This window comes from Cognatilysobacter bugurensis (assembly GCF_014652095.1).
GTDB classification, from domain to species: Bacteria; Pseudomonadota; Gammaproteobacteria; order Xanthomonadales; family Xanthomonadaceae; genus Cognatilysobacter; species Cognatilysobacter bugurensis.
On record NZ_BMYD01000008.1, the window covers coordinates 31,523 to 45,581 of the forward strand.

General features: G+C 69.2%; 12 protein-coding genes. All 12 read left to right on the plus strand.

What is annotated here, in order from left to right; genetic code table 11:
- The first annotated feature begins 167 nt into the window (after positions 1-167).
- Positions 168-716, plus strand: coding sequence for a hypothetical protein (locus IE075_RS15110; protein WP_189457932.1), 549 nt, complete (start codon positions 168-170; stop codon positions 714-716).
- Between the two features lie 135 nt (positions 717-851).
- Positions 852-1,592, plus strand: coding sequence for a flagellar motor protein (locus IE075_RS15115; protein WP_189457933.1), 741 nt, complete (start codon positions 852-854; stop codon positions 1,590-1,592).
- 4 nt (positions 1,593-1,596) lie between these two features.
- Entirely contained in the window at positions 1,597-2,487 is an 891-nt protein-coding gene (gene motD, locus IE075_RS15120) for a flagellar motor protein MotD (RefSeq protein ID WP_425489388.1), read from the plus strand.
- A complete protein-coding gene (locus IE075_RS15125) occupies positions 2,487-3,257 on the plus strand; it encodes a ParA family protein (RefSeq protein ID WP_189457934.1) in 771 nt (256 codons plus the stop codon). The genes motD and IE075_RS15125 overlap by 1 nt, the downstream gene beginning before the upstream one ends.
- Entirely contained in the window at positions 3,254-4,429 is a 1,176-nt protein-coding gene (locus tag IE075_RS15130; RefSeq protein ID WP_189457935.1) for a chemotaxis protein CheW, read from the plus strand. Before IE075_RS15125 ends, IE075_RS15130 begins: the two co-directional genes overlap by 4 nt.
- A 1,213-nt stretch (positions 4,430-5,642) precedes the next feature.
- The gene (locus IE075_RS15135; protein ID WP_189457936.1) at positions 5,643-5,945 is read left to right on the plus strand and encodes an STAS domain-containing protein; all 303 of its coding nucleotides are present in this window, start codon (positions 5,643-5,645) and stop codon (positions 5,943-5,945) included.
- Positions 5,942-6,307: a response regulator gene (locus tag IE075_RS15140; RefSeq protein WP_189457937.1), complete on the plus strand. Its 366-nt coding sequence runs from the start codon at positions 5,942-5,944 to the stop codon at positions 6,305-6,307. Before IE075_RS15135 ends, IE075_RS15140 begins: the two co-directional genes overlap by 4 nt.
- A gap of 225 nt (positions 6,308-6,532) precedes the next feature.
- Positions 6,533-8,518, plus strand: a complete 1,986-nt coding sequence (locus IE075_RS15145; protein ID WP_189457938.1) for a chemotaxis protein CheA — start codon at positions 6,533-6,535, stop codon at positions 8,516-8,518.
- 53 nt (positions 8,519-8,571) lie between these two features.
- On the plus strand, positions 8,572-9,072 hold the full coding sequence (locus IE075_RS15150) for a chemotaxis protein CheW (RefSeq protein WP_189457939.1): 501 nt from the start codon (positions 8,572-8,574) through the stop codon (positions 9,070-9,072).
- Positions 9,073-9,356: 284 nt separating this feature from the next.
- On the plus strand, positions 9,357-11,552 hold the full coding sequence (locus tag IE075_RS15155; protein ID WP_189457940.1) for a methyl-accepting chemotaxis protein: 2,196 nt from the start codon (positions 9,357-9,359) through the stop codon (positions 11,550-11,552).
- A gap of 48 nt (positions 11,553-11,600) precedes the next feature.
- Positions 11,601-12,674, plus strand: a complete 1,074-nt coding sequence (locus IE075_RS15160; protein ID WP_189457941.1) for an OprO/OprP family phosphate-selective porin — start codon at positions 11,601-11,603, stop codon at positions 12,672-12,674.
- A gap of 267 nt (positions 12,675-12,941) precedes the next feature.
- Positions 12,942-14,059, plus strand: a 1,118-nt coding sequence (locus tag IE075_RS15165; protein ID WP_189457942.1) for a HAMP domain-containing protein, incomplete at its 3' end; no start/stop codon positions are given.

Genomic DNA, 14,059 nt, shown 5'->3' on the forward strand with positions numbered 1-14,059 from the left:
TTTTCCGGTTGCAGGATTGCGCAACGGGGCGTCGGGGGACGCCCCTTTTTTTTGCGCGCGATTCCGCCCCGCCGGGCTTGCGCGCCGTCACGTTTGCCGGGCCCGGGCCTACAGGTCTGCGCATCGGCGCCGTCACCGGGTGCAGGTTCCCCTCGATACGCTCTGCCATGGCTCGCACGTCCGCACGCTTCCTGCTTCCGCTCGCCCTGCTCGTCGCACCGGCGGCGCACGCGGTCGAGATTGGCTACAACGTCGTCGAACTCGGTGTGATTGCCGTCGACGGCGTTTCGTCCGGGCCCACCGCCAGGGTGGCAGCCGAGTTCGGCGACAGCGGCTTCTACGGAAGCCTCGGCGCGACGCGCCAGTCGCTGCGCGACGGCGGCCACGTCGACGCCGCAAACGCGGGCCTCGGCTACGCGTACACGCTCGCCGACGGCCTGGATCTCAACACCGAGCTCGGCGTGCAGCGCAGCGAGGCGGACGGCGTCGCCGCCGATGCCTACCGCGCGTCGCTCGGGGTCACGAGCGCACCGTCGGCTGCGTGGCTCCTCACGGCGAGAGCGAACCGCTATTTCGGGGGCGACCTCGAGGCCGCGAGCACGAGCGCGGCGTTCGGCGCCGAGTACTTCCTCACGCCCCGATGGAGCGTGGCGACCGAAGTCGAGATCGCCGACGGTCCCGACGCCGCCCTGTTCGCACTGCACTGGGGTTTCTGACGCGGCTCGCATGCGTCGGCGTTCCGTCGGAGCGCCCCGCATGCGCCGGCCCGCTTCTTGCACAACGTCCGGATCCACCCCGTGCGCGACCGCGCGCGGCTCAAGAAACCGCTTCCGGACCCGATAAACGTCGTGATGGACAAGCTCAGCGTCATCGCCGTCGTGCTCGCGCTCGTCGCCCTCGTGGGCGGCAGCGTGCTCAAGGGCGCAGGCCTTTCGGGCCTGTGGTCGCCCGCGGCGTTCGCCATCGTGATCGTCGGCACGTTTGCCTCGATCATGCTGCAGACACCGATCGCCACCTTCCGCCATGCCTGGCGCATCGTGCGCTGGGTGTTCCAGCCGCCGGCGCTGCAGGGCGAGCAGCTCGTCGCGCGCTTCGTCGGCTGGAGCACCACCGCGCGCCGCCTGGGCTTGCTCGCGCTCGAGTCGGAAGTCGACCGGCAGCGCGACCCGCTGCTGCGCAAGGGCCTGCAGATGGTGGTCGACGGCGTCGAGCCCGAGCAGATCCGGCAGATGCTCGAAATCGAAGTCGACGGCCACAGCCGCCGCGACCTCGCCGCGGCGAAAGTCTTCGAAGGCATGGGCGTGTACGCGCCGACGCTCGGCATCATCGGCGCGGTGCTCGGCCTCATGGCCGTCATGAAGAACCTCGCCGACCCGAGCAAGCTCGGGCAAGGCATCGCCGCCGCGTTCACCGCGACGATCTACGGCATCGGCGCGGCGAACCTCATGTTCCTGCCGATGGCGGCCAAGCTCAGGAGCCTGATCCACGCGCAGACGAACGAGCGCGAGATGCTCGTCGAAGGCCTGATTGCAATCGCCCAGGGCGAAAACCCGCGCAACATCGCAGTGCGCCTCAGCGGCTTCCTGCACTGAGCACATGATGCGCAGGCGCCGGCACCACCACGAAGAGCACATGAACCACGAAGCCTGGGCGATCCCCTACGGCGATCTGGTGACGCTGCTGCTCGCGTTCTTCGTCGTGATGTATGCGATGTCGTCCGTCAACGAGGGCAAGTACCGCGTGATGGCCGATGCGATGTCGGTTGCGTTCGGCGGCCAGACGAACACGCTCACGCCGATCGAGCTCGGCGAAACGCCGCACGCGGCCGCGCCGCTCGATGCGGCGGGCACGCACCCCGTGCGCAGCGCGCATGCGCAGGCGCTGTTCGACCTGCCCGCCGTGCAGGCCACCGCGGGCGGCGACGACCGGCTGGACGCGATCGGCGCCCGCATCGAGCGCGCGCTGTCAGGCCTGGTGTCCCAGGGCATGGTCACCGTGCGCCGCAGCCGCACGCACATCGAAGTCGAAATCCAGAGCGATCTGCTGTTCGCGAGCGGCTCGGCGCGCCCAAGCGACGCCGCCCGCTCGGCGATCGAGCAACTCGCTGGGGCGCTGCGCGATGAACCCAACGGCATCCGCGTCGAGGGGTACACCGACAACGTACCGATCCGCACGGCCGCGTTCCGCTCCAACTGGGAGTTGTCGGCCGCGCGCTCGGCGAGCGTGGTGCACGCGCTCGGCGAGAGCGGCGTGGACGAATCGCGACTGGCGGTGGTCGGTTACGGCGAGCACCGCCCCGCCGCGGACAACGCGACCGACGCGGGCCGCAATCGCAACCGCCGCGTGCAGCTCGTGATCCTCGCCGCACCCGATGCGGCGCCCGTGCGTGCGCCTGAGCCCGCCACGCTGGCCACCGTTTCCGTATCCGATGCCACGCGGCTCACCGCGGCCGTCGGGCTTGCACCGTCCCCCGCCGGAGTTCCCTGATGCAGACCTGGGCCATTGCCAACCAGAAAGGCGGCGTCGGCAAGACGACGTCGACGCTCTGCCTCGGCCGCGCGCTCGCCGACTCGGGCGCGCGCGTGCTGCTCGTCGACCTCGACCCGCACGCGTCGCTCTCGCACGCGTTCGGCGTGCCGATCGAGCCTGCCCCGGCGGGCAGCCATGACCTGTTCGCGCTCGAGCCGCAGACCATCGCCGCGGTCGCGCGCGACACCGCGATCGACGGCCTGCAGATCGTCGCCGCGCATTCCGCGCTTGCGACGCTCGAGCGCCGTGGCGCGAACGAGCCGGGCCTGGGCCTCGCGCTCGCCCGCGCGCTGCAGGACGCGCGCACGCAGTACGACTACGCGCTGCTCGACTGCCCGCCGACCCTGGGCCTGCTGATGGTCAACGCGCTTGCCGGGGCTGACCGACTCGTCGCGCCGACGCAGACCGATCCGCTCGCGCTGCACGGCCTGGACGACATGCTGCGCACCGCCGACATGATCGAGCGCTCGCGCCGCCGGCCGCTGCCGCGCTTCATCCTCCCCACCCTGCACGACCGGCGCACGCGCGCCGGCACGCGCAGCCTCGAACTGCTGCACGAGCGCCACGGCCGACACGTCTGGCCGGGCACCGTGCCGATGGACACCCGCCTGCGCGACGCCGCGGCGTTGACCGCCGCCGCTGGTGTCCAGAGCCGGGGCACCGACGCCTATGCGCACGCAGCCTCGTGGCTGCTCGAATGCGCCATCGCCCATCAGGAAGCCGCATGAACCAGCCGCTGATCGACGCCTACCTCGACGAACTGCTCGGCCCCGCACCGCGCGAGCCTGCGCAGGCGGCGCCGGCCGTCGAGCCGCTCGCCGACGACGAGGCCGTGCATGCCGCTGTCGCGGACGCCGTCACCGACGCAACCCACGACGCGCTCGCGGTCGCACTGCTCGAGGACTACGACCGCCCGGCGAGCCCGTCAGCGACGGATGCGGATGCAGGCGTGGCCGATGCGATCGCCACGACCGATGTCGACGACGGTGTGCATGTCGCCGCGTGCGCGCAGGACGACGTCTCGGCGCCCGCAGCCGCGGCCGACGCGCCGGCGGATGCCTGCGTCATCGCCGAGGAGTCCATGCTCGACAACGCACGGGTCGCGCCCACGCCTGCATTCGACGCCGACGCGCTGGCGGCCGACCTGCTCGCGGAGTTCGACCGCGAGGCGGCCGCGATGGCCAAGCCCGCGGCACCGGCACCGAAGCCCGTCGTCGATGAAGACCTCGCCGCCGCCTTGCTCGCCGAGTTCGACCAGGAGTTCGCCGCGCCTGCCAGCGCGGCCAAGCCGCCGGTCGCGAAAGCCCCGGCCGCAACGCCGCCAGCCCCGGCCCCGGCCCCGGCCCCGGCCGAGCCTGAGCCGGTGGCGCGATCGAGCGCGCCGAAACGTTTCGAGTTGCCCGAGTCGTTCGCACCGGTGCCGCCCACGCGCAGGATCGACGCGCCCGCACCGGCGTTGCGTCCGAAGGGCGATAGCCGTCCGGGTCAGGCGCGGACCGGTCGCTGGTTGCGAGTCTGCGTCGATGCGGACCGGTATGCGGTCGAACTGCTGAGCGTGCAGGAGGTCGTGCGCGTTGCGCCGATCGTCTCGATGCGCGGCGCAGACTCCGCGGTGCTCGGCGTCATGAACCTGCGCGGCCGCATCGTGCCGGTGTACGACCTCGGCCTGTGGCTCGGCACCTGCGCGGTGCGACCGGGCGAGGATTCGCGCATCGTCGTGGTCGAACGCAACGACGAGCTCATCGGACTGCTCGTGACGGCGGTGCAGGACGTGGTCACTCTGGCCGAGGTGCACATCGAGCCGCCGCTAGGCGCGGGGATTCGAGGGGCGATCGTGGGCGTGGCGCGGGTGAACGATGCGCCGACAGTGTTGCTGGATGCGAACTGGTTGTTTGATTGATTCGGTGGGTGGGGCGCGTTGCGGCTTGATTGGTTGCGGAGCTGGGGTTTGTTGCTTGCGGAGTGGTAGCGGAGCTTCGGCCTTGCGGCGCAGTGGCGGAGCTTCCGCCTCGCGGTGTAACAGCAAAGCTTCCGCCTTGCGGCGGGTTACTTCTCTTTGCTGGCCCAAAGAGAAGTAACCAAGAGAAAAGGCCTTCCCCGACACACCTCCCGCTGCAACGTACGGTGCGCTGGGGATTTTCCGACTCGCCATCCTGGCTCGGTCGGAAAACGGCGGCCATCCATGGCCGCCGCCCTTTGGGTCTACGGATTACCTAGCTTCGGCAAACGCCGGCAAAGAGCGACGGCACGGGGACAGGCACGCGCACGCATAAGCGTGGCGTGGCGTGGGCGTGGCGTGGGCGTGGCGTGGGCGCGGGCGCGGGCGCGGGCGCGGGCGTAGGCGTAGGCGTAGGCGTAGGCGTAGGCAACGGTGCCACCTTTGCGACGTGCCGGCCTGTCTGTGACGCGCTGGGCTCCGGTGAAGCTGTGGCCTGCACAACTCGATGGTCGGCGAGCACCGAGCTGCGAAAGGCACTGGCGCTTTCAGGCCATCCGCTGCCCGTTGGCTCCGTCAGAACCAATTCATCTCGCGTGTCGCCACACGCGATGGGCACTGGAGCCTTGGCGGCAGCGGTAGGCAGAAGCGCTTCGCCCTGCCCTGGCCGCGGGCTCTGATCTCTGATCTCTGATCTCTGATCTCTGGGCTCTGGGCTCTGGGCTCTGGGCTCTACAGTCTTGCTGCCTGGCTCTTGGCGTCTGGTTCTAGCTTCTCGGTTCTTCGTATTCGGCTCCAAGCTCTCGGTTTTTTTACATCGGTCCAGACCGCCGAGCACATGACAGACCCAAAGGGCGGCGGGCATGGATGCCCGCCGTTTTCCGACCGAGCCAGGAGGGCGAGTCGGAAAATCGCGTCGTCGTATCCGCTGGTCGTTGAGCCCTGTCGGGGAAGGCCGTTTCTTTTGGTTACTTTTCTTTGGGCCAGCAAAGAAAAGTGACCCGCCTTCAGGCGGAAGCCTTGGCCTTGGCCTTGCCCGTAGCGCGCAGCGCGCAGCGATCAAATCGGCCCGCCAACCGCGACCCGCCGAAACCTTGCGCCCCATCACCCTGCCCCGCCCTCAAGTCACCCGCCGCGGCGCCGATAAACCGGTCGAACCACCGGCCGTGAGAGCGCCATGAGTGAACTAGCCCTACAACCCGACCTCGGCATCGAACGTGTTGGCGAACTCCAAGACGCGCTGATGCCGCACCTGGACGATGCCGAGCCGCTTGCGCTCGTCGGCGACCAGGTGACACGAGTGCACACCGCGGGCCTGCAGTTGCTCCACGCGTTCGTGCGCGAGCGCGCGGCGCGGGGCGGCAGCACGCGGGTCACTGCGGCGTCGCCTGCCCTCACTTCGGCCGCCCGCCAGCTCGCGCTGCTCGCGAGCCTCGGCCTTGAATCCCCCCAAGCTGATATTTCCGGAGACTCCGCGTGAGCGCCCAGCTGTTGATCGTCGACGATTCCACCTCCATGCGGCAGATGGTCGCGTTCGCCCTTTCGTCGGGCGGTTACAACGTGAGCGAGGCCGAGGACGGCCAGGCCGCGCTCGACATCGCCAAGACGCGTCGCTTCGATGCGGTCGTCACCGACGTCAACATGCCGCGCATGGACGGCATCGAGCTGATCCGTCACCTGCGCCAGCTGCCGGACTACAAGTTCACGCCGCTGCTCATGCTGACCACCGAGTCGGGCCCGGAGAAGAAGATGGAAGGCAAGCAGGCCGGCGCGACCGGCTGGCTCGTCAAGCCGTTCGACCCCGAGCAGCTGCTCAACACCGTGCGCAAGGTCCTCGGCTGAGCCGACGGACATGACAACGGAGCGCACGGCGCTGTTGTGGACCGCCAGCCAGCCGCTGCTGCGCGGCGCGTCGCCGGCCCTCGCGGCCGCTCCGCCACGCACGCGCCGGCGCCGATCGCGCCGGAGACCGCTGCTGCTCCGCATCGTCGCCGCGCTCGCGCGGCTCCTGATTTCCTCTGCCGCGCGCTCACCGCGCGGCGTGCTGCATCGCCGGGGTAGACCCTGATGGACATGTCCCAGTTCCACGCCGCGTTCTTCGAGGAGAGCCGTGAAGGGCTCGCCGCGATGGAGACCGGCCTGCTCGGGATGGAGGCCGGAAGCGGCGACGCCGAGACGATCAACGTCATCTTCCGCGCGGCCCACTCGATCAAGGGTGGCGCGGCGACGTTCGGCTTCAAGCACGTCACCCAGCTCACCCACGTGCTCGAGACGCTGCTCGACGAAGCGCGCTCCGGCAAGCGCACGCTCGACGTCGACTCCGTCGGCGCACTGCTCGGCTCGGTCGACGTGCTGCGCGACCTGCTCGAAGTCGCAGAGCACGGCGGCAACGTCGACGAACTGGCACTGGCCCACGCGCACGGCGCGCTCGAAGCCGTGCTCCAAGGCGCACCGCCCGCCGCTGCTGCCGCGAAGACCGCCGCCCCCGCGGCCGACGCCCTGCCCCAACACTGGCAGGTGACGTTCAAGCCGCACCCATCGCTGTTCATGAGCGGCAACGACCCGCTGCGCATCGTGCGCGAGCTCGCCGAACTCGGCCCGCTCACGGTCGAGATGAGCGACGAGACGCTGCCGAAGTTCGGCGAGTTCGACCCGCTGCAGGCCTATCTGTCGTGGCGCATACAGGTGCCCGGCACGGTCAAACGCGCGCTCGTCGCCGATGCGTTCGCATGGGTCGAAGACGAGTGCGACCTCACGATCGAAGGCGTGGGCCAGCAGGCTGCACCGCCGGCCGCCCCCGCCCCGGTCGAAGCCGCGGCGCCTGCCGCCGCCGCGCCCGCCGCCGCCGGCACACCGGCCGGCCAACGCGCATCGGACGCCGACGGCTCCATCCGCATCGCGACGTCGAAGATCGACGCGCTGATCAACCTCGTCGGCGAACTGGTCATCACCCAGTCGATGCTGCGCCAGCGCACCGAAGGCCTCGACCCGGGCCAGTTCGAGTCGCTGCTGACCGGCATCGACCAGCTCACCCGCAACACGCGCGACCTGCAGGAAGCGGTGATGAGCGTGCGCATGCTGCCGGTCGACTTCGCGTTCAGCCGCTTCCCGCGCATGGTCCGCGACCTCGCCGGCCGCCTGGGCAAGAAGGTCAAGCTGCGCACGTTCGGCGAAGCCACCGAGCTCGACAAGGGCATGATCGAAAAGATCGTCGACCCGCTCGTGCACCTGGTGCGCAACGCGATCGACCACGGCTTGGAAATGCCCGACGAGCGTAACGCCTCGGGCAAGGACGAGACCGGCACGATCACGCTCAGCGCCCAGCACCAGGGCGGCCACATCCTCATCGAGATCACCGACGACGGCCGCGGCATGAACCGCGAGCGCATCCTGTCCAAGGCGCGCGAAAAAGGCCTGCCGATGCCGGAAAACCCGACCGACGGGCAGATCTGGGATCTCGTGTTCGCACCAGGCTTCTCGACCGCCGATGCGCTCACCGACCTGTCCGGCCGCGGGGTGGGCATGGACGTGGTCAAGAAGAACATCCTCTCGCTCGGCGGCGCGGTGGAGATCCGCAGCGCCGCAGGCAAGGGCAGCACCATCTCGATCCGCCTGCCGCTTACGCTCGCGATCCTCGACGGCATGACCGTCGCGATCGGCGACGAGGTGTTCGTGGTGCCGCTCAACACGGTGATCGAATCGCTGCAGCCCGCAGCGGCCGACGTGCGCACCGTCGCGAACAAGACGCGCATGGTGCGCGTGCGCGACGACTACGTGCCGATGGTCGACCTCGCTTCGGAGTACGGCCTGCCGCAGACGGCCCGCCAGGCGCGCGGCGACGCGCCGATCGCCGTCGTCGTCGAGAGCGAGGGCAAGCGCCTCGCGCTCGAGGTCGATGACCTGCTCGGCCAGCAGCAGTTCGTGATCAAGAACCTCGAGTCGCACTACCGCCGCGTGCCGGGCGTGTCGGGCGCGACGATCCTCGGCGACGGCCGCGTCGCGCTGATCATCGATGCCAGCAGCCTCTCGCACGCTTCGCGCCTCGCCGCCTGACATCCGCCACTTTTTTCCAGCGCCACCGCGCTCCCCCGCTTCGAGACGCCGCCATGAACGACGCCCGCTCCGCCTCCTCCGACGCTGCCGCGCAGGCCGCCTCGCACGAATACCTGACCTTCGCGCTCGGTGACGAGGAGTACGGGGTCGACATCCTCTGCGTGCAGGAAATCCGCGGCTATGACACGGTCACGCGCCTGCCGGAAGCGCCTGCGTTCATCAAGGGCGTGATCAACCTGCGCGGCACGATCGTCCCGATCGTCGACATGCGCATCAAGTTCAAGCTGCCAAGCGTGATCTACGACGACACCACGGTGATGATCGTGCTCAACGTCGCCGATCGAATCGTCGGCGTCGTTGTCGATCGCGTGTCGGACGTGCTGAGCCTCGGCCCGGATCAGACGCGCCCGACGCCTGAGCTCGGCGCGGCGATCGACCGCAAGTTCGTTACCGGCCTGGGCGTCGTCGACGAGCGCATGCTGATCCTGCTCGACATCGAGCGGCTCATGACGAGCGTCGAGATGGGCCTTGTCGACGAGGCGATCGCGGCGTAACGCCGCATCCGACCTGCCGGCGTGGCCTGAACGCGCGACTTGCGTCGGCGTACGCGCCGGCCCCAACTCCGGCCGCCACCGCTGCTGACACCCCTCCAGCGACCGCGACGCGGTCGCCGCTGCTTCCTGCACGCGCGCCTGTCCGGGTATTCGCCGTTGGGCGCAATCGCGACCCGGTGGCCGACGTGATGTGACGCGGCGCCCGAGCCGCGACCTTGGCCTCAAGTCGCGTGCGCTGCAGTCGTTAGCGGACCCGTCCCCGTGGCCGTCGCACTGATCATTCCATGACAACCTTCTCGAAGCTCCGCCCCGCCGGCCTGCAGGCCAAGCTCCTGGGCGCGCTGTGCGCCGGGCTCGCGCTCGTGCTGCTCTGCGCACTCAGCGGCCTCGCATTCGGCTGGCGCAGCCTCGCCAGCGAGCTGCCGCCTGAAGTCGAACTCGCCGCGCAGAGCGCGACGATCAGCCAGGAGTTTTCCACCCAGGTGCAGGAGTGGAAGAACGTGCTGATCCGCGGTCACGACGCCGAGCAGCGCGACAAATACCTCAAGGCGTTCAACGCACAGCACGCAAAGGTGCAAGCGCTGTCCACCGAGCAGGCCGGTCGGATCCGTGACCCGGAGACGGCGGCGCTCGCCGAAACCTTCGCCCGTCAGCACCTCGAACTGCACGGCCGCTACCTCGAAGGCTTTGCCGCGTTCGAAGCGGCCGGCCATGTCACCGCAGCGGGCGACGCCGCGGTCAAGGGCATCGATCGTGAGCCGACCGCAACGCTTCGGAAGCTGGTCGATCGCAACCAGGCGCTTGCCGACGAAGCCGTACTGGAGCGTTCGCGCCAGGCGCAACAAGGCCTAGTTCTGGCCGCTGCGCTGACCTTGGCGCTCGCGATCGCGCTGGTGACGGCGATCGGCTTGTGGCTCCGCCGCGCCGTGCTGCGTCCGATCCACGCCGTCGTCGACGCCGCCCGCATGGTGTCGCGTGGCGAGCTGGAAGTGAACATCGATCTGCGCTCGCGCGACGAGATCGAAGTGCTCGGCCGCGCGATGTCGCAGGTGGCCCAGACGCTGCGCGAGGTGTCCGCCGCGCAGACGCGCATGGCCGAGCGGCACCAGGCCGGCCAGATGAGCTACCGGATTCCCGACGAGGCGTTCGAAGGCGCGTACCGCGCGATGGTCAGCAACACCAATGCGCTGGTCGGGTCGCAGACGGCACTGATCGAGTCGATGCTCGCCACCGTGCAGGCCTATGCCCGCGGCGACCTCGCCTCCGACATGCCGCGCCTGCCCGGCGAGAAGGCCGCGATCACCGACGCGCTGGACACCGCCAAGCGTAATCTGGGCGCCATCAATGCGGAGATCCGTCGGCTCGTCGAGGGCGCCGCCGCCGGCGACTTCTCACTTCGGGGGACCGAGGGCGCGTTCGAACATGACTTCCGCGCAATGGTCGTCGGGCTCAACGCCCTGATGGCCGGCACCGAAGACAGCCTGGCGCAGGTGTCGGCCGTGCTGCGATCGATCGCGGCCGGTGAGCTGGGCGCCCGCATGGACGGCGTGCACCGCGGCGTGTTCGCGCAGATCCAGAACGACGCGACTACCACCCTGGAAACGCTCGGTCGCATCGTCGCCGAGATCCGTCAGTCCAGCGACTCGATCAACTCCGCGGCGGGCGAAATCGCCTCGGGCAACAGCGACCTGTCGCAGCGCACCGAGCAGCAGGCCGCCGCGCTCGAAGAGACCACCAGCTCGATGGAGGAGCTCACCGCTACGGTCAAGCAGAACGCTGAGAACGCCAGGCGTGCGCGGGATCTGTCCTCGCAAGCGGCCGACGTCGCGACGCAAGGCGAGCGCGTGGTGAGTTCGGTGGTTACCACCATGGCGGACATCGACGCCGCGTCGCGCAAGGTCGCCGACATCATCTCGGTCATCGACGGCATCGCGTTTCAGACCAACATCCTCGCGCTCAACGCAGCGGTGGAGGCAGCGCGCGCCGGTGAGCAGGGCCGCGGCTTCGCAGTCGTGGCGGCCGAGGTTCGCTCGCTTGCGCAGCGCAGCGCGAACGCGGCCAAGGAGATCAAGCAGCTCATCGCCGACTCGACCGTGAAGACGGTGCAAGGCAACGAGCTCGTGCAACGCGCCGGAAAGACGATGAGCGAAGTGCTCACCAGCGTGCGCAGCGTCTCCGAGCTGGTGTCCGGCATCAGCGCGGCCAGTGCTGAGCAGACCGCGGGCATCGAGCAGGTCAACCAGGCGATCACGCACATGGACGAGGGCACGCAACAGAACGCGGCGCTCGTCGAAGAGGCTTCGGCTTCAGCGCGTGCGCTCGAGCAGCAGGCCGAGCAGCTGGTGCAGACGGTGGCGGTGTTCCGCCTCGCGCAGCAGGCGCAGGCCGCGGGTCCGACGGTGGCCAAGGCGGCAGCGAAGGCCGCTCCGGCCCGCAGGCCGGCACCGGCCCCGCCGATGCGGGCGCTCCCGCTTCATTGACGCATGCGCGTCGCCCCCCACGGCTCTACACGACACGATTCCGATCCGATGAAGCGCACTCTGCTCCACCTCGCGCCGCTTTCGAGCGTGCTGCTCCTCGCCTCGCCCACCGCACTGGCCGGCGAGCTCGATCTTTCCCCGACCGCAAACGTCCAGTACGACCTCGTGCGCTTCGACAGCGACGATGCGCGCCTGCACGACGACCACGCGTTTCGCCGCGCGCGGCTGGGCTTCAAGCTCAAGGGCGATGCGTGGCAGTTCGTCGCCGAGCACGATCTCGCCGACCGCACGCCGCCCGACGCCTACGTCGAGTGGACGCCCGCGAAAGGCCACAGCCTGCGCGTCGGGCAGTTCAAGCAGCCGTTCCTGCTCGAGGATGCGATCAGCGACAAGCAGTCGCCGTTTCTCGAACAGGCGCCGATCGGTGCGTTTGGCATCAGCCGCCGGCTCGGCGTCGAGTACGCGCGTCAAGCCGGCTGGGGAACGGTCAACGCCGCGGTCATCGGCCAGCGCCTGGACGGCACGAACGAAGGCCTCGGTGTCGCGACGCGCGCAACCTGGAAGCTTCGCGGCCGCGACGGTGAGGTGCTGCACATCGGCGGTGGGCTTGCGAGCGAATCGCCCGAGGCCGGACGTGCCGCATTCTCGACGCATCCGGGCACCACGATGACCGACGTGCGGCTTGCACGCACGGGCGCGCTCCGCCGCGTGGACCGCCTCGATCGCGCGGCGATCGAGGCGCTGTGGATCCGAGGCGCGTGGTCGGTGCAGGGCGAGCACGCGCAGGTCGCCGTCGCGCGCGACGCCAGTGCTGATGCGGACGGGCACGCGCAGTCGGTGCTCGCCACGTGGTCACCCACCGGCCACGCCCGCAGCTACAAGCGCGGCGTGCCCGGCGCACCGTCGGGCGAGGGCCGGGCCTGGGAACTGGCGGCCCGCTGGAGCGCGATCGACCTCGACAGCCGCGCAGTCGCGGGAGGCAGCATGCAGCAGTTCGCCGTCGCTGCCACGTGTTACGTCAACGATCACCTGCGTGTTGGCGCAAACCTCGTGCGCAGCGAGCGCAACGGAGTCACTGACGAGCCGTTGCTCGCCGCGATGCGCGTGCAGCTCACGTATTGATCTGACGCCCGGCGACCTTCTTGCGGGGAACGGGCGCGACCCGCGCTCCGGGCCTTGATGCATCGACCGCGACGCCTTCGCAGCTCAGGTTCAACCGTCTCGCGTCGGAGTCGAACGGCCCGCTGCGCAGCGACGATCGGCAGTGCCTATGGATGTGATCGTTACAAACGATCGCGCTGGCTATTCAGATCCCACATGCGCGGCCGTTGTTGAGAGGCCTCTGCGCCGACGTCTGTCTGCGGGAGTTTCCCTTCTAACGGACCCGTCATGAAACTCCGGCATCTCAGTATTGGTCAGCGTCTGGCTGTTGGGTTCTCCCTCATCATCGCCCTGCTCGTCGTGCTCACGGCCACGGGTGTGCAGCGCGTGCGCCTGATTGACGCCGAACTTACGACGATCAACCAGATCAACAGCGTCAAGCAGCGTTACGCGATCAACTTCCGCGGCAGCGTTCACGATCGCGCGATTGAGCTGCGTGATGTCGTACTGCTCGATTCGCCCGAGACCGTGGCGAAAGCCGAGCAGCAGATCGACACGCTTGCAGCTGCGTATGCACGTTCAGCCGGTCCACTGGACACTCTGGTCGAAGATCCCGCCAGTCCGGACGCCACCGAGCGCTCGATCCTGGCGGACATCAAGGCGATCGAGGCGCGCACGCTGCCGTTGATCGAGCAGGTCCGCGCGCTGCGCGCGTCGGGGCAGCGCGAGGCGGCCCGCACCGTACTGATCGAGCAAGCCAAGCCGGCATTCGTCGATTGGCTTGCCGCGATCAATCGCTTCATCGATCTGGAAGAAGCCAAGAACAAGCGGGAGACCGCGATCGCCATGGAGGCGGCGCGCGGGTTTGCGTGGTTGATGGTCGCGCTGTGCGGCATCGCAATCGTCCTCGGCACGGCCATCGCGTGGATCATCACGAGGACCATCACGCAACCGCTGACGCACGCCACCCAGGTTGCACAGGCGATCGCAGCCGGTGACGTCGACAACACGATCGATGCCACCGGGCGGGACGAAGTGGCGGCGCTGCTCACGTCGATGCAGACGATGCAGGCCGCCCTGCAGGTGTTCGTTCGCGCCCAGGACGAGACCCGCGAGGCGCACGACGCGGGGCGCATCGACCATCGCATGGACGAGGCGGCGTTCCCAGGCGCCTATGGCCGCATGGCCGGCGGCATCAATGCCCTGCTCGCCTCGCACATCGGAACGCAGATGCACCTCATCGAGGTCGTGCGCCAGTACGCACGGGGCGACCTCTCCGCGCAGATCGAGCGTTACCCCGGCAAGAAGGCCGAGATCACTGCAGCAGTCGATGCGGTCAAGGCCGGCATGCAGTCGATCAACGCCGAGATCAAGGCACTCGTCGATGCCGGCGTGGCCGGCGACCT